At 57.3% G+C, this 15525-nt stretch carries 13 protein-coding genes; 10 read left to right on the top strand and 3 right to left on the bottom strand.

Annotation, left to right across the window (positions count from 1 at the left end; all coding sequences use genetic code 11):
* Window positions 1-164 precede the first annotated feature (164 nt).
* The 10 genes from dalD to KTH07_RS12405 all read left to right on the top strand — a co-directional run bounded on the left by dalD (window position 165) and on the right by KTH07_RS12405 (window position 11713).
* A complete protein-coding gene (dalD, locus tag KTH07_RS12450; protein ID WP_023304095.1) occupies window positions 165-1532 on the top strand; it encodes a D-arabinitol 4-dehydrogenase in 1368 nt (455 codons plus the stop codon).
* A 9-nt stretch (window positions 1533-1541) separates the two neighbouring features.
* Entirely contained in the window at window positions 1542-3005 is a 1464-nt protein-coding gene (xylB, locus tag KTH07_RS12445; RefSeq protein ID WP_023304094.1) for a xylulokinase, read from the top strand.
* Window positions 3006-3072: 67 nt separating this feature from the next.
* Window positions 3073-4350: an RbtT/DalT/CsbX family MFS transporter gene (locus tag KTH07_RS12440; protein ID WP_032619332.1), complete on the top strand. Its 1278-nt coding sequence runs from the start codon at window positions 3073-3075 to the stop codon at window positions 4348-4350.
* Between the two features lie 44 nt (window positions 4351-4394).
* The gene (locus KTH07_RS12435) at window positions 4395-5060 is read left to right on the top strand and encodes an HAD family phosphatase (RefSeq protein WP_077266483.1); all 666 of its coding nucleotides are present in this window, start codon (window positions 4395-4397) and stop codon (window positions 5058-5060) included.
* Window positions 5061-5357: 297 nt separating this feature from the next.
* Window positions 5358-6512, top strand: coding sequence for a mandelate racemase family protein (locus tag KTH07_RS12430; RefSeq protein WP_032619334.1), 1155 nt, complete (start codon window positions 5358-5360; stop codon window positions 6510-6512).
* Window positions 6513-6545: 33 nt separating this feature from the next.
* Window positions 6546-8162 carry an ABC transporter substrate-binding protein gene (locus KTH07_RS12425; protein WP_023304089.1) on the top strand — a complete coding sequence of 539 codons (1617 nt, stop codon included), beginning with the start codon at window positions 6546-6548 and terminating at the stop codon, window positions 8160-8162.
* Window positions 8159-9196: an ABC transporter permease gene (locus KTH07_RS12420; protein WP_017693076.1), complete on the top strand. Its 1038-nt coding sequence runs from the start codon at window positions 8159-8161 to the stop codon at window positions 9194-9196. Before KTH07_RS12425 ends, KTH07_RS12420 begins: the two co-directional genes overlap by 4 nt.
* Window positions 9193-10098, top strand: a complete 906-nt coding sequence (locus KTH07_RS12415) for an ABC transporter permease (RefSeq protein ID WP_015572358.1) — start codon at window positions 9193-9195, stop codon at window positions 10096-10098. Before KTH07_RS12420 ends, KTH07_RS12415 begins: the two co-directional genes overlap by 4 nt.
* Window positions 10070-10930: an ABC transporter ATP-binding protein gene (locus tag KTH07_RS12410; protein WP_023304088.1), complete on the top strand. Its 861-nt coding sequence runs from the start codon at window positions 10070-10072 to the stop codon at window positions 10928-10930. The genes KTH07_RS12415 and KTH07_RS12410 overlap by 29 nt, the downstream gene beginning before the upstream one ends.
* Before the next feature lie 9 nt (window positions 10931-10939).
* Window positions 10940-11713, top strand: coding sequence for an ABC transporter ATP-binding protein (locus KTH07_RS12405; RefSeq protein ID WP_023304087.1), 774 nt, complete (start codon window positions 10940-10942; stop codon window positions 11711-11713).
* Between the two features lie 69 nt (window positions 11714-11782).
* On the opposite strand, the gene yegS is transcribed toward KTH07_RS12405, so the two are convergent.
* The 3 genes from yegS to KTH07_RS12390 form a co-directional block, all read right to left on the bottom strand.
* Complete coding sequence (gene yegS, locus KTH07_RS12400) at window positions 11783-12682, bottom strand: lipid kinase YegS (protein WP_015572360.1); 900 nt, start codon at window positions 12680-12682, stop codon at window positions 11783-11785.
* 248 nt (window positions 12683-12930) lie between these two features.
* The gene (gene yegQ / locus KTH07_RS12395) at window positions 12931-14292 is read right to left on the bottom strand and encodes a tRNA 5-hydroxyuridine modification protein YegQ (protein WP_063161946.1); all 1362 of its coding nucleotides are present in this window, start codon (window positions 14290-14292) and stop codon (window positions 12931-12933) included.
* A gap of 151 nt (window positions 14293-14443) precedes the next feature.
* Window positions 14444-15382 (bottom strand): hypothetical protein, encoded by a 939-nt coding sequence (locus KTH07_RS12390; RefSeq protein WP_217310760.1) that lies wholly within the window; start codon window positions 15380-15382, stop codon window positions 14444-14446.
* Window positions 15383-15525: the final 143 nt, after the last annotated feature.

Here is a 15525-nt window from a genome sequence, read left to right as displayed (position 1 = left end):
AATTGTCTGTCATTCTGGCGGGTGCTCCGCGCTGAGGCAAGCGGTTTGCTCTTTATTGGTCATTTGTTATTTAAATGGTCATTTGTTCTTTTGTGATCTGTAGCTCTTATTTTAAGCAAATGATCATCTACAGTTCAGCCATAACCTCACTGGAGAACAGAACAATGACCGAGAAATACACATGGCTACATATTGGACTGGGGTCTTTTCATCGTGCGCATCAGGCGTGGTATCTGCACCGCCTTATTGCCGGCGGCGATACGCGCTGGCACATCGCTGCGGGCAACATACGCAACGATGCTGAACATGTGGTGCAGGCGCTGGCCGCGCAGAAGGGGCGATATGTACTGGAGACCGTCAGCCCGGAAGGCGAGAGAGACTATGAAGAGATCGCCTCGATTCAGACGCTGATCCCGTGGCAGGCGGATTTGCAGCCGCTGATTGCCGAAGGGGCGAACCCGCAGACTCGGGTCATCGCGTTTACCGTGACGGAGGGGGGCTACTATCTGGATACCAGCCACAGGCTGGATGTGGCCAATGCCGATCTGGCGAGCGATATTAAGGGCGGCTGTAAAACCATCTACGGGACAATTGCCCGCATCCTCGAAGCGCGTATGGCGAACGGAGCGGGTCCGGTAACCTTGCTTAACTGTGACAACGTGCGGCATAACGGCGAGCGCTTCCACGACGGGTTGATTGAATTCTTAACCCTCAGCGGCAAACAGAGGGTCATCGACTGGCTGAGCGCTAATGCGACCTGTCCGAATACCATGGTGGATCGCATCACCCCGCGTCCGGCGGCCGATCTCCCGGCGCGCATTAAGGCCCGGACGGGCATAGACGATAACGCCCCGGTTATGGGGGAACGCTTTATTCAGTGGGTGGTTGAAGACAATTTCTGCGACGTTCGTCCCGCGCTGGAAACGGTGGGCGTGGAGCTGGTGGGATCCGTCATCCCTTATGAAGAGGCGAAGATCCGCATCCTCAATGCCTCCCATAGCTGTATCGCCTGGGCGGGTACTCTGGTCGGGCAGCAGTATATCCATGAAAGCACGCTGACAGAGTTTATCTACAAGATTGCCGACCGCTACGTGACGGAAGATGTCATTCCCTGCCTGGGAGATAATGGCATCGATCTGCCAGCCTACCGCGACGTGGTGCTTAAGCGTTTTACCAACCCCTGGATTCAGGACACCAACCAGCGCGTCGCGGCCGACGGGTTCTCGAAGATCCCGGCGATGATAGCCCCAACGCTGCGTGAATGTTACCAGCGCGGCGTACGTCCTGACGCTACCGCTATGCTGCCTGCGCTGTTCTACGTCTATATGGAGCAGTGGCATCACGGCAAGCTGCCATATGAATACCAGGACGGTATCCTCAACGCCTCTGCGGTACATGCGATGTTCGAATCGGACGATCCGATAGCCCGATATGCCAGCGATACCGCTCTGTTTGGCGATCTGACCGGCCGGGAAGATTTTGCCGCGCTTCTGCGTGAAAAAATCGCTGACGTCTACGCGCTGATTAAGTGAGAGGTGGGTATGTATCTGGGCATCGATCTTGGCACATCAGAAGTAAAGGCGCTGGTCATTGACGAAAACAACGGCGTTGTCGCCACCCATAGCGCGCCGCTGACGATACAGCGTCCGAAGCCGCACTGGTCTGAACAATCGCCGGAAGCCTGGTGGGAGGCAACCGAATACCTGATTGCCACCCTCCGGGAGAAGTGCGGCCACCACTGGCAGGCGATAAAAGCCATTGGCCTTTCCGGGCAGATGCACGGTGCGGTACTGCTGGATGCCGCGGGTGAACCCCTGCGTCCGGCCATCCTGTGGAATGACACCCGCTGCGCGCAGGAGTGCGCAGAGCTGGAAGAGATGGCGCCCGAACTGCACCAGGTGGCGGGGAACCTGGCAATGCCGGGGTTTACGGCACCAAAGCTGCTCTGGGTGCGCCGTCATGAGCCGCAGAACTTCAGCCGTCTCGCCACCGTGCTGCTGCCGAAGGATTATCTGCGCTTCAAAATGACCGGAAAAAAAATCTCTGATATGTCGGACTCGGCCGGGACGCTGTGGCTGGATGTGGGAAAACGAGACTGGTCGGATGCACTGCTGGAAAAATGTGAGCTGTCGCGTGCCGCCATGCCTGCGCTGGTGGAAGGGTGTGAGGTCTCGGCGCTACTCGAACCTGCGGTAGCGCAGCGGTGGGGTCTGAACCCCTCGGTTATCGTTGCCGGCGGCGGGGGAGATAACGCCGTCAGCGCGATAGGGGTTGGGGCCGTTTCGCCGGGCGATGCGTTTATTTCGCTGGGCACCTCCGGCGTGCTGTTTGTGGTCACAGATGCCTACCGTCCGGCGCCCCAGTCTGCCGTGCACGCGTTCTGTCACGTGCTGCCAAACCTGTGGCATCAGATGAGCGTGATGTTAAGCGCCGCCAGTTGTCTACAGTGGTTTTGCCGTCTGGTGGGCGTCACGGAGCTGGCATTGCTTGAGGAGATCGCCCAGCTAAGCGATGCGGAGAAAGCGAGCGCGCCGATGTTCCTGCCCTACCTTTCCGGGGAACGTACGCCGCATAACGATCCCTGTGCACGGGGCATGTTCTGGGGGCTAACGCACTCCAGCCAGCGTGCGCTGATGGGGTATGCGGTGCTGGAAGGCGTCAGCTTCGGTATTGCCGATGGCCTTCGCGTGTTGCAGGAGAGCGGCACGCAGATTGAACAGTGCTCCCTCGTCGGCGGCGGGGCGCGGAGCCCCTTCTGGGCCCAGCTGCTGGCCGATATTCTGGCGATGCCGGTGGTGACGCATAAGGGCGGCGAAACCGGCGGTGCGCTGGGGGCTGCACGGCTGGCCTGTCTCGCAGCCGGTAAGCCGCTGGCTTCCGTGTGCGAAAAACCTGAAGTCTATAAAACCTGGCGCAGCGATCCGGCGCGCCACCGTGCGCTGATGACGCGTTACCAGCAGTTTAACGCGCTTTACCAAAACGACCTGAACTACCGAAACCCATAATTCTGTGGCAAAGACCCTCCGGTGATGCTGCCGGAGCGGTTCCCTGTACCCTAAAAACGAGGTCAATATGTCGTTAAATAACAAACAATGGCTGGGATTACCCCTAAGTCTGGTCTGGGGGTATATCGCTATCGCGGTCTTTATGACGGGCGATGGTTTCGAGCTGGCATTCCTGTCGCACTATATTAAGGCGCTGGGCTTCACGCCTGCTGAAGCCTCTTTCGCCTTCACGCTCTACGGTCTCGCGGCGGCGCTCTCCGCATGGATTTCCGGCGTGGTGGCTGAAATCATCACCCCGCAAAAAACCATGCTGATTGGCTTCGTCCTGTGGTGCGTTTTCCACGTCCTGTTTCTCGTTTTTGGTCTGGGTCAGGCAAATTACGCATTAATTCTGCTGTTCTACGGGATCCGCGGCTTGGCCTATCCGCTGTTCCTCTATGCCTTTATCGTCGCCATTGTGCATAACGTTCGCAGTGGCAGTACCAGCGCGGCGCTGGGCTGGTTCTGGGCGGTTTACTCTATCGGCATCGGCGTGTTCGGCAGCTACATTCCTAGCTTTACCATTCCGCACATCGGGGAGATGGGCACCCTGTGGCTGGCACTGGCGTTTTGCGTAACCGGCGGGATCATTGCGCTGGTCTCTATGCGTAAGGTGGAAACGCCACGGCATATGCAGACTCTCTCCACCCGGGAAAAATTCGCCGAGCTGGGCCGTGCGGCGACGCTGCTCTACACCAACCGCAGTATTCTGCTCTCCAGCATGGTGCGTATCATCAACACCCTCTCCCTGTTCGGGTTTGCCGTCATCATGCCGATGATGTTTGTTGACGAACTGGGCTTCACCACCTCCGAGTGGCTTCAGGTCTGGGCAGTATTCTTCTTCACCACCATCTTCTCGAACGTCTTCTGGGGCGTGGTGGCGGAAAAAATGGGCTGGATGCGGGTGGTGCGCTGGTTTGGCTGCATCGGGATGGCGCTCTCGAGCCTGGCGTTTTACTACATTCCGCAGCACTTCGGGCATAACTTTGCCATGGCACTGGTGCCGGCCATCGCGCTGGGGATTTTTGTGGCGGCCTTCGTACCGATGGCGGCGGTGTTCCCGGCGCTGGAGCCGCGGCACAAGGGGGCGGCGATTTCGGTGTATAACCTGTCAGCCGGCCTGTCTAACTTCCTTGCGCCGGCGATTGCCGTGGTGCTGCTGCCCTGGTTCAGCACGCTCGGCGTGGTCATTGCCTACACGGCGCTGTATGTCGTGGCCTTTATCCTGTGTCCGTTTATTCGGGTTGAACAGCCTGGGTTTGTTCGTCAGGAAACCTGCAAGGGTGAAACGGTCGGAATTTCGTAATTTATTAAGGCCTGACGGCAGCGTCGGGCCAATCACGGAGACGTATGATGGATGTTAAGGCGGTAATTTTTGACATGGATGGCGTCATCATTGACTCCGAAGGCCTGTGGCGTCAGGCGCAAAAAGCAGCTCTGGCAGGCTGGCGTGCTGAGGTCAGCGACGAAGAGTGTGAGTCACTGACAAAAGGCAAGCGGCTGGATGAGATTGCCCGGACCTGGTGCGAATATTGCAGGCTTGAGGCCGATCCTGCACTGATTGAAGCGGCCATCCGTCTGCGCATCATCGAACTGATTAGCCGGGAAGGCAAAGCGATAGAGGGCGTCTACGACGTGATGACATACTTCCGTGAGGCAGGCTACCGGATTGCACTTGCCACCTCTTCATCGTATGAAATCGTGCATGCTGTGCTAGAGAAACTCAGTATCGGCCACTATTTTGAGGTCATTTGCAGCGCCGACGATGAACGCTACGGTAAACCGCATCCTGCGGTCTATCTCTCTGCGCTGCGAAAATTAGGCCTGGCGGCCTCACAGTGCATAGTGATTGAGGACAGCCAGAGCGGCTACCGTGCCGCCCTGAGCGCGGGGCTCAAAACCCTCATCGTCTCGCCAGCGTGCCATCATGCCAGCTTTAACAATGCCAGTGGCCGGTATGCGTCTATGCATGCGCTGCTGGAAACGCTTGCCGTTCCAGCCCCGGAAGCGGGTTAGTTGACTGATTTGTAAGCGCAGAAGTTTCCGCGGGTTGTTGCCGGTCAGCATATTCCTGCTTCTGCGCTTACCTTCAAATAACGTCTCCCGATCAACCTCACATTTCCCCGCGCATTTGTGAAAATTGTCACGTCCGACCGTGCATATGCCCAAAAAATAGCCTCTCCTTAACGCGTTTTGTCCGAGGACGTGCTGATTTTTTATGCTTAAATTACATACTGAAACGCATTTTTAAAATCATAAAACCCCTTTGTCATTTTCTGCTTCTGGGCTTATCGCCGGACTTAAGGACCGATAATGAAAATTGAATCTGTAAACGTCACCGTTTTTCAGTACCCGACGCGTCGGGTCTCTGACGCCGCGGGGCATTCGCATCCTGGGCCGGAGAGCATGGCCAAAATGGCGATGCTGACCCTCACGGCAGAAGAGGGCTCCCGCGGATATTCGTTCGCGCCGCCGGAAGTGGTGCGCCCCTTTGTGGTCAATACCTTCTTTCGCAAAGTGCTGGTGGGGCAGGACGCATTCAACCGGGAACGCATCTGGCAGGATCTGGCGCACTGGCAGCGGGGAAGCGCGCATCAGCTGACCGAGCGTGCGCTGGACTTCGTTGAACAGGCGCTGTGGGATCTGATTGGCCGTAAGCTCAACCTGCCGGTCTGGAAACTGCTTGGCGGCTATCGCGATAAGGTGCCGGCCTATGGCAGCACCATGTGCGGCGACGATCTGCCGGGCGGATTATCCACGCCAGAGGAGTACGCCAGCTTTGCCGAAAAGCTGGTGGCGCGCGGTTACAAGGCCATCAAGCTGCACACCTGGATGCCGCCGGTCTCTTTCGCCCCCAATCCAAAGATGGACGTCAAAGCCTGTGCCGCCGTGCGTGAAGCGGTTGGCCCGGACATTGACCTGATGATTGACGGCTACCACTGGTACAGCCGTACCGAGGCGCTGTACATCGGCAAAGCGCTGGAAAAGCTTGACTTCGCCTGGTTTGAAGAGCCGATGGAAGAGGAGAGCATGGCCTCCTACGCGTGGCTGGCGGAGAACCTCTCGATTCCGGTTATCGGGCCGGAAAGCCTGGGCGGAAAGCACCACAGCCGTGCTGACTGGATCAAAGCCGGGGCCTGCGACATCCTGCGCGCAGGGTCGAACGGCGTGGGCGGCATTTCCCCAACGCTGAAGGTGGCGAACCTGGCGGAATCTTTTGGCATGGACTGCGAAATACACGGCAACGGCGCGGCCAGCCTGGCGGTGATTGGCGCCATCAAAAACTGCCGCTGGTACGAGCGCGGCCTGCTGCACCCGTTCCTCGACTACGACCAACCGGCGGCGTACCTCAACAGCCTGGTGGACCCGATGGACGAACACGGCATGGTCAGTCTGCCGACCCGCCCGGGGCTGGGCGAAGACATTAATTTTGCATATATCGAAGCCAATACCGTCAGCCACGACTGACAGATAAAAACGTACCCTACAGGCGATATATACATGAAACGATCTCCCTTAGCCGGGGCGTGCTTGCTCGCGCTCTCGCTGATGATGGGGAGCGGTGCGGCGTACGCGAAAACGCCGCCCGACCAGCTCATCATCGGCATGAACATGAATAACCTGCTGACTCTCGATCCGGCGGCAATGACCGGTAACGAAGTGGTCGGCATTGTGGTCAATCTCTACGACTCGCTGGTGGAGCTGGACCCGAACGCGCTCACCAACGTCAGGCCCGCGCTGGCGACGTCCTGGAATATTTCGCCGGACCGTAAAACCCTGACCTTTCACCTGCGTGACGACGTTAAATTCCACTCTGGCAACCCGCTGACGGCGGAGGATGTGGTCTGGTCGATGCGCCGTCTGCTGCACCTCAACCTTGCCCAGGCGTCGGTGTGGAAGTCGTATGGATTTTCTAAGCAAAACATCGACAGCCAAATCAGCGCCCCCGATGCCTACACGGTGCAAATTGTTCTGCCTAAGCCTAACGATCCGCAGCTGGTGATCTACTCCCTCGGCGCGCTCGGCAACCTCGGCGTGCTCGACAGCAAAACGGTGCAACAGCACGCGGTGAATAGCGACTGGGGCAACCGCTGGCTTACCACCAACGAAGCGGGTTCCGGCCCGTTTATGCTGGAAACCTGGCAGGCGAAGGACATGCTGCGCATGCAGCGCAACCCGCAATACTGGCGGGAAGAACCCAAAATGAGCCGGGTGGTGCTGCGTCATTTCCAGGAGTCACAAACCCTGCGCCTGATGATTGAGAAAGGCGATCTCGACGTTGCCAGCAACATGGCGGTGGCGGACATTAACGCCCTGCGCAAAGACCCGCAGCTCACCGTCGAAGCCGTGCAGAAAGGCACGGTCTACTACGTGGCGATGAGCATGAAAGAGGTCCATTTCGCTAACCCGAAGGTGCGCGAAGCGGTGCGCTATCTGATTGACTATCAGGGCATCAACAGCGCGCTGATGCCGGGCTACGGCGTGCTGCACCAGCGCCCGATCAAGGCGGGTATGCCGTCCACGCTGCCGGACCCGGGCTATAGGCTCGATATCCCGCGCGCCAGAAAGCTGCTGGCGGAGGCGGGCTACCCGGACGGGTTTGACACCACCCTGCGGGTGCTGGCGGATCAGCCGTTCCTCAATATCGCCATCGCCGTGCAGTCGACGCTGATGCAGGCGGGCATCAACGCCAAAATCATCACCGGCACCGGGAACCAGATTTACGGCGCAATGCGCGAGCGCAAGTTCGACATGCTGGTGGGGCGCGGCGGTAGCGGCGTCGAACCCCATCCGCACTCCAGCCTGCGGGCGTTGGTCTATAACCCGGACAACAGCGATGGAGCCCGTCTGACCAACTTCCAGGGCTGGCGTACCAGCTTCTACGACAAGCCGCTCAACGAAATGATCGACAAGGCCCTGCTGGAGCGCGATCCGGAAAAACAGATCGCCGACTACCAGCAGATCCAGGTCCGCTACGACGAACTGATCCCGGCGATGATCCCCCTGTCACAGATGGTCGATTCGGTGGTGGTGCGTAACGAGGTGAAGAACTTCCAGTCGCACCCGTCGGCCACCACCTTCCTGCGTGAGGTCTACAAAACCGGAGGTGACAAATGAGTGTGGCAATTCTCGCGCCCGGCTCACGGACCCGGCGCTTCTCAAAGCGGTTAACGCAGGTGGTGGTGACGCTGTTCGGCCTTCTGCTGCTGACCTTTTTCATCGGCCGCGTAATGCCCGTTGATCCGGTGCTGGCGATTGTCGGACCGGATGCCGACCACAGCACCTATCAGCAGGTCTATCACCAGCTGGGATTCGACCGGTCGCTGCTGGCTCAGTTCGGTATTTACCTCAATAACCTGCTGCACGGCGATCTGGGAAATGCCCTGCTGACGGGTAAACCGGTGACTGCCGATATTCTGCGCGTCTTCCCGGCGACGCTCGAGCTGGCGACGATGGCGATTATCGTCGGTGCGGGTCTGGGCATTCCGCTGGGCGTACTGGCGGCGGCGCGGCGCAACAGCGTTTCCGACTACGTGGTGCGCATCATCAGTCTGGCGGGTTATTCCACGCCGATTTTCTGGGTCGGGATGATGGGGCTGCTGCTGTTCTACGCCTGGCTTGGCTGGGTGGGAGGCGCGGGACGTCTGGATCTCGGACTGGAGGGGGTAGTCCCACGCCGCACCGGACTGATGACGGTGGATGCGCTGCTGGCCGGGAACGGCGCGGTGTTCTGGAACGCCATTAACCATCTGGTTTTGCCCGCGTCGCTGCTTGGCTTCCACTCGCTGGCCTATATCAGCCGTATGACCCGCAGCTTCATGCTGGCGCAGCTGTCGCAGGAGTTCATTATCACTGCCCGGGTGAAGGGCTTAACTGAACGTCAGGTGATCTGGAATCACGCGTTTCGCAACATTCTCGTGCAGCTCCTGACGGTAGTGGCGCTGGCCTACGGCTCGCTGCTGGAGGGGGCGGTGCTGATTGAAACCGTCTTCTCCTGGCCGGGCTTCGGTTCGTATCTCACCGGCAGCCTGCTGCTCGGGGATATGAACGCGGTCATGGGCTGCGTGCTGCTGGTGGGGGTCATCTTCGTGATGCTGAACCTGCTCTCCGACATGCTGTATCAACTCTTTGACCCGAGGACGAAATCATGACCGTTTCTCTGGATTCGCCGCTGGGGACCGGGCCATCCGAACGCCGCCAGCGTATCAGACGCACGCTGGGCCGCGCCGCGGGCTTCGTCGGCAAGATGGCGCGCAATCCGCTCACCGCCATCGGCGGCGGGATTATCCTGCTGCTGCTGATTGTGGCGGCGTTTGCCCCGCTGATCGCGCCGTACAACCCGCTGGTGCAGGACCTCAATAACGCGCTGGTCGCCCCGAACGCACTGCACTGGTTCGGCACCGACGAGTTTGGCCGGGACATCTTCAGCCGGCTGGTGTACGGCGCGCGCATCACGCTCTACATCGTGCTGCTGGTCTCCGTGACCGTTGGCCCGCTGGGGCTGCTGCTGGGCGTCACCGCAGGCTACTTCGGCGGCAGGGTGGACGCGGTGCTGATGCGCGTCACCGATATCTTTATCTCCTTCCCGAGCCTGGTGCTGGCGCTGGCGTTTGTCGCGGCGCTCGGGCCGGGGCTGGAGCACGTGGTGATTGCGATTACGCTCACCGCCTGGCCGCCGATTGCCCGTCTGGCGCGCGCCGAAACTCTCTCTCTGCGCCAGGCCGATTTTATCTCCGCCGTGCGGCTTCAGGGTGCTTCCCCGGTGCGCGTACTGTGGCGTCACATCGTCCCGCTGTGCCTGCCGTCAGTGATTATCCGCATCACCATGAACATGGCGGGGATCATTCTCACCGCCGCCGGGCTGGGCTTTCTTGGCCTTGGCGCACAGCCGCCGGAGCCGGAGTGGGGAGCGATGATCTCCAGCGGTCGTACCTACATGATGGAGTGCTGGTGGGTGGTGACTATTCCGGGGCTGGCGATCCTGATCAACAGTCTGGCGTTCAACTTCTTAGGAGATGGCCTGCGTGACATCCTCGATCCTCGTAGCGAATAACCCGATGCTCGACGTGCGCGATCTCCACGTCGATTTTATCAACGGCGGCGCGGTCACCCACGCGGTGCGCGGCGTCTCTTTCCAGCTCGGACGTGAAAAGCTGGCGATTGTCGGTGAATCCGGTTCCGGTAAATCCACCGTCGGGCGGGCGCTGCTACGCCTGCATCCGGCCAAAGCGCAGATCCGCGCCGCGCGGATGCAGTTTGGCGATGTCGATTTACAGGCCGTCAGCGAGGCGCAGATGCGCGGCATTCGCGGCAAGCGCATCTCGATGATCATGCAGGACCCGAAATACTCCCTTAACCCGGTGGTGTGCGTGGGCGACCAAATTGCCGAAGCCTGGCTGACCCATCATCCGGGGCGCAAGGCGGAAGCCAAAGCCAGAGTGCTGGAGATGCTCGACGTGGTGCGCATTCGCCACCCGGAGCGGGTGTATCACCTCTGTCCGCACGAGATTTCCGGCGGGCAGGGGCAACGCATCATGATCGCCATGATGCTGATCGCCGATCCCGAGCTGGTCATTGCCGACGAGCCGACCTCGGCGCTGGACGTGTCGGTGCGCTTGCAGGTGCTGGGGTTACTGGATGACCTGGTGCAGTCCCGCGGTCTGGGGCTGATCTTTATCAGCCACGACATCAACCTGGTGCGCAGCTTCTGCGACCGGGTGCTGGTGATGTACGCCGGACGGGTAGTGGAATCGATTGCCGCGAAGGATCTGCACAACGCCAGGCATCCCTACACCCAGGGGCTCATCAGCGCGCTACCGGAAATCAACCATCGCCGACCGACGCTGCCGGTATTACAGCGTCAGGCCAGCTGGCTCAACGAGTAAGGAGCAGAGATGATCGAGATACAACACCTTAACCTGACGTTTGGCGAGGGCGAGAAGCGTAATCAGGTGCTGGACGATGTGAATATCAGCGTGAGGGACGGCGAGATTTACGGCCTGGTGGGGGAGTCCGGTTCGGGCAAAACCACGGTGCTGAAATGCCTTGCCGGGCTGTTTACCCACTGGGAGGGCGAGCTGGCGATTAACGGCAAGCGGCTGGAAAAACGTATCAGCCAGGAACGCTGCCGCCGGGTGCAGATGGTATTTCAGGATCCGTACGGCTCTTTGCATCCGCGTCACACCATCGGCGATATTCTGGAAGAGCCGCTGCACATTCACCGCATAAAAGATCGGGAGCGGCGCGTTCACGCCCTGCTGGATAAAGTTGGGCTTAGCCGGGCGTTTCGCGATCGCTATCCGCACCAGCTTTCCGGCGGGCAGCGCCAGCGCGTGGCGATTGCCAGGGCGCTGATTCTGGAGCCGCAGGTGCTGCTGCTGGATGAACCTACCTCGGCGCTGGACGTCTCGGTGCAGGCGGAAATCCTCAACCTGCTGGCGGAACTTCAGCGTGAGTCGAACCTGACCTACCTGATGGTGACCCACGATCTGGGCGTGATTGCCCATCTGTGTCAGAAGGTGACGGTAATGCAGTATGGCAAAATCCTTGAAAGCCTGACGGTGGACGAACTGGTCGCCGGGCAGGCCAAAACCGACTATACGCGGATGCTGGTCAATGCCTCACAGCAGTATTCCCGCGAGATGGCGCGGGAGGTGGCGGTGTATTAGGTAGCCGGGTGGCGGCTACGCGATCGGTCCTGTAGGCCGGGTAAGGCGTAGCCGCCACCCGGCAAACCATCAGCGCAAGAGCTGACAATCCGGCGGTAATCGGCACTGCAACGCGCCCGGAACCACTTCGATGCGGAATTTCTCTCCGCTCAGCGGTTCGCCATCAAGGTTAAAGGTCATGCCGTGTGGGGCGATCACTTCAAACCACGCGGATTTCCCGGCGATAATATTGGGGCTCTCCTCTGGCTGCGTCAGCGTCGTAAACAGCGCGGGCAGCAGCCCGTCGCCAGTAAAAATGCGCAGCTGTAGCTGACCATCATTAATCAGGGCTTCCGGGCAAAGCTGCTGTCCGCCGCCTGCCTGACGTCCGTTGCCGATACCAATCACCAGCGCGTCGCCCTGCCAGTGGAAGTTCTCACCGTGGATTTCACAGCTGTCGGGCTTGAGGGTGTCCATGCGCATCAGGCCGTGAATGAGGTACGAGACGCCGCCCAGCGCGGCTTTCAGCTTCTCCGGCGTTTCGCTGGTGATCCGCGTGCCGAAACCGCCCGTTGCCATGTTGATAAAACAGGTTCTTTCATTCACCTGTGCAATGTCGACGGCGGTCGCTTTCCCGAGGATAGCCAGTTGCAGTGCTTTGCCTAAATCCTCAGGTATGCCGGCGCTGGTGGCAAAATCATTGGCGGTACCGAGCGGTAAAATGCCCATCACCGGGCGATGTGCTGTGTTGAGGTCAATAAGCGCACCAGCGATCTCGTTGATTGTTCCGTCGCCGCCGCCTGAAATGATGGTCTCAGCACCTAACCTGATGCCTTCGTCGATATAGCGTGCCGCATCGCCTTTTTCAAAGGTCACCCGCACGTGAATGCGCGCGCCATCTTCACGCAATTCGGTGATCGCCTGGCGCAACAGATCGTTGCCTGCACTTTTGCCATTGAGAATTAATAAACTGTCTGGATAGGATGCCATCCGGGTTGCTCCCTTTTTTAACTATAGAAAGAGTGTATCCCAGAGAAGGAAAAAGCGGGTAAGAACAGGATGAAAGGTAAAAAATAAGCCCGCGTAAGGGAGATTACGCAGGCTAAGGAGGTGGTTCCTGGTACAGCTAGCATTTATGGGTTATGTTTTTCAGCGGGGGGATAATACCCGTATTGAACGAAGCGGTATGTGATCCGATTCTAAGAATTATCCCAGCGTGAAAAAATCCCGTTGATTGACTATTTGCCGTGTGGATTTCGGGTATTTTCACCTTCAAAATTACGCATCAGCAGTGCAAACTCCAGCTCTACCTCTTCAGGAACCGGCAGCCAGACCACATGGCCGTCGCCAGGAGCGACCTCTATCGCCTCACCTTTTTTGTTTTCCAGGTGCTCCAGGCTGAAGTTCATGTTGCCCTGAGGCGTCATCAGCTCCAGGCTGTCGCCTTTAGTGAATTTGTTTTTTACGGCGACGGCGGCCAGCGGACCTTTACGTTCGCCGGTGAAGTCGCCTACAAACTGCTGGCGTTCGGAAATCGAGTAGCCATGCTCGTAGTTCTGGTAGTCGTCGTGGGTGTGACGACGCAGGAAACCTTCGGTATAGCCGCGATGCGCCAGACCTTCCAGCGTTTCCAGCAGGCTAGTGTCGAACGGTTTACCGGCGGCGGCATCGTCGATGGCTTTGCGATACACCTGTGCGGTACGGGCGCAGTAGTAGTAAGACTTGGTGCGGCCTTCGATTTTCAGGGAGTGTACGCCCATCTGGGTTAAACGCTCGACGTGTGCGATGGCGCGCAGATCTTTGGAGTTCATGATGTAGGTGCCATGCTCGTCTTCGAAGGCGGTCATGTATTCGCCCGGACGTTTGGCTTCTTCGATCATAAACACGCTGTCGGTAGGCGCGCCGATACCCAGCGTTGGCTCAACGTTGGTGACCGGGATCGGCTCGTGTTTGTGCACGATATTGCCGATGTCATCTTCTTTGCCTTCCTGAACGTTATATTCCCAGCGGCAGGCGTTGGTGCAGGTGCCCTGGTTCGGGTCACGCTTGTTGATGTAGCCAGAGAGCAGGCAGCGGCCGGAGTAGGCCATGCACAGCGCGCCGTGAACGAAGATTTCGATCTCCATATCCGGCACCTGGGTGCGGATCTCTTCGATCTCTTCGAGGGACAGCTCGCGGGACAGAATGACGCGGGTCAGCCCCATCTGTTTCCAGAATTTCACCGTTGCCCAGTTGACGGCGTTAGCCTGCACCGAGAGGTGAATGTCCATCTCCGGGAAGTTCTCCCGAACCAGCATGATTAAACCCGGGTCCGACATGATCAGCGCGTCCGGCCCCATCTCCACGACCGGCTTCAGGTCGCGAATGAACGTTTTCAGCTTGGCGTTGTGCGGCGCGATGTTCACCACCACGTAGAATTTTTTGCCCAGGGCATGCGCTTCATTGATGCCGAGCTGAAGATTCTCGTGGTTGAATTCGTTGTTACGCACGCGCAGCGAGTAGCGCGGCTGGCCCGCGTAAACGGCGTCGGCACCATAGGCGAAAGCGTAACGCATATTTTGCAGCGTTCCCGCCGGGGAAAGGAGTTCCGGTTTAAACATGTTTGTTCTCGTTCTGATGACAGGTCAGATCCGCGTGCACCTGGTGCAGCGGTAAGGGGAGATCCCCCACTTTAAGGGCGGGCATTGTAGCGCTGCGGGGCGGGGAGGTAAAGCGCCTCACCCCTTTCAGATGACATAATACTTCGTATCTTTAAACCATTAGCGATATGACATACAAACACAAATATATTAAAGCAAGTAGAATAATACCGGCGATAAGAATGAAACCAATGGCATTCATCGTAGCCGTTCCAGAATACTTGACTGTCCAGATGGCAACTGTTCGAATGTTATGCAGTATTTTTGTGATCATATAGCTGATGAAAACAATAAGCAGCGTCAATTGCGTAAACATGGAAAGGTAAAACATGATAGCCTGCGGAATGAAGTAGTTAGATATTGCCCCTTTTGAGGTAAAGATAATCATGGTTTCGTTATCGATGAAATCCAGTGAAGACCGTATCACTTCCAGCGGGTTCCATGTCATTACAGGTCTGTCTTCAAAATACAGGCCTTGCTGGATATAGAGGTCCTCAATCGAAGCATTTTTAAGATGGGTGACGATAAGTGTAAATGAGAGCATAACGCCCAGAACAATTGAAGAAAAATAAACGATCGATTTTACAGACGAAAACCCTTTCGATAGACCTGCGTTAATGTAAGCTCTGATAAGATAAATTGACATCACATCAAGCAGTAAAGAGTACCAAAAGCCAAAATGAATAAAGTCATGTAATGCAACTTTAATGGTCAATGGCAGATGTTGAGGAATGATGTGCTCAGGATTTCTAAAAGTCAGCACCCAGAGATACCAAACTACAAATAAGATACTGGAATATAAAATCAATAAAAACGGTATGGTAATTAATTGCCTTTTTGAGAATGCATGATTACCGAATGCCGGGAAAAAAGCGCTTACCCATTGCTCGGAAAACTTGGTTATTCTGTTTTTTTTAGGTATGAGGAGTTCTATTTTTTGTATTGCTTTTGTTTTCATTTTTTTATTATAAGCAAATAACCCCAAGAAAAGGCTGGCAACGCTTATAGCTGTGGTGATGATAATGAATAAATTACCAATAACATTTTGCATTTCTTGAAGCCGTAATATTGTGATTTATTTCGTTTTTAACATCAAACATTACAATTTGCAATTGTCAAATCAGGTAGGGGTGTTGTTAGAAAGTGAATGTTATGAAGAACGATGATTACCTGGGCAGGTAATCATCGTTAAAG

The organism is Enterobacter cloacae complex sp. ECL72 (assembly GCF_019056635.1).
Classification (GTDB): Bacteria; Pseudomonadota; Gammaproteobacteria; order Enterobacterales; family Enterobacteriaceae; genus Enterobacter; species Enterobacter hormaechei_C.
The sequence above is the reverse complement of the archived record's forward strand: the minus strand, read 5'-3'. Positions and strand labels throughout refer to the sequence as shown.

What these genes read in the sequence shown, in the direction of transcription:
- KTH07_RS12420 (WP_017693076.1), top strand. Translation starts at nt 8,159, where the DNA reads ATGAGTGTGGCAATTCTCGCGCCCGGCTCACGGACCCGGCGCTTCTCA.
- dalD (WP_023304095.1), top strand. Translation starts at nt 165, where the DNA reads ATGACCGAGAAATACACATGGCTACATATTGGACTGGGGTCTTTTCAT.
- KTH07_RS12405 (WP_023304087.1), top strand. Translation starts at nt 10,940, where the DNA reads ATGATCGAGATACAACACCTTAACCTGACGTTTGGCGAGGGCGAGAAG.
- KTH07_RS12415 (WP_015572358.1), top strand. Translation starts at nt 9,193, where the DNA reads ATGACCGTTTCTCTGGATTCGCCGCTGGGGACCGGGCCATCCGAACGC.
- KTH07_RS12430 (WP_032619334.1), top strand. Translation starts at nt 5,358, where the DNA reads ATGAAAATTGAATCTGTAAACGTCACCGTTTTTCAGTACCCGACGCGT.
- xylB (WP_023304094.1), top strand. Translation starts at nt 1,542, where the DNA reads ATGTATCTGGGCATCGATCTTGGCACATCAGAAGTAAAGGCGCTGGTC.
- yegQ (WP_063161946.1), bottom strand. Translation starts at nt 14,292, where the DNA reads ATGTTTAAACCGGAACTCCTTTCCCCGGCGGGAACGCTGCAAAATATG.
- KTH07_RS12390 (WP_217310760.1), bottom strand. Translation starts at nt 15,382, where the DNA reads ATGCAAAATGTTATTGGTAATTTATTCATTATCATCACCACAGCTATA.
- KTH07_RS12435 (WP_077266483.1), top strand. Translation starts at nt 4,395, where the DNA reads ATGATGGATGTTAAGGCGGTAATTTTTGACATGGATGGCGTCATCATT.
- yegS (WP_015572360.1), bottom strand. Translation starts at nt 12,682, where the DNA reads ATGGCATCCTATCCAGACAGTTTATTAATTCTCAATGGCAAAAGTGCA.
- KTH07_RS12425 (WP_023304089.1), top strand. Translation starts at nt 6,546, where the DNA reads ATGAAACGATCTCCCTTAGCCGGGGCGTGCTTGCTCGCGCTCTCGCTG.
- KTH07_RS12440 (WP_032619332.1), top strand. Translation starts at nt 3,073, where the DNA reads ATGTCGTTAAATAACAAACAATGGCTGGGATTACCCCTAAGTCTGGTC.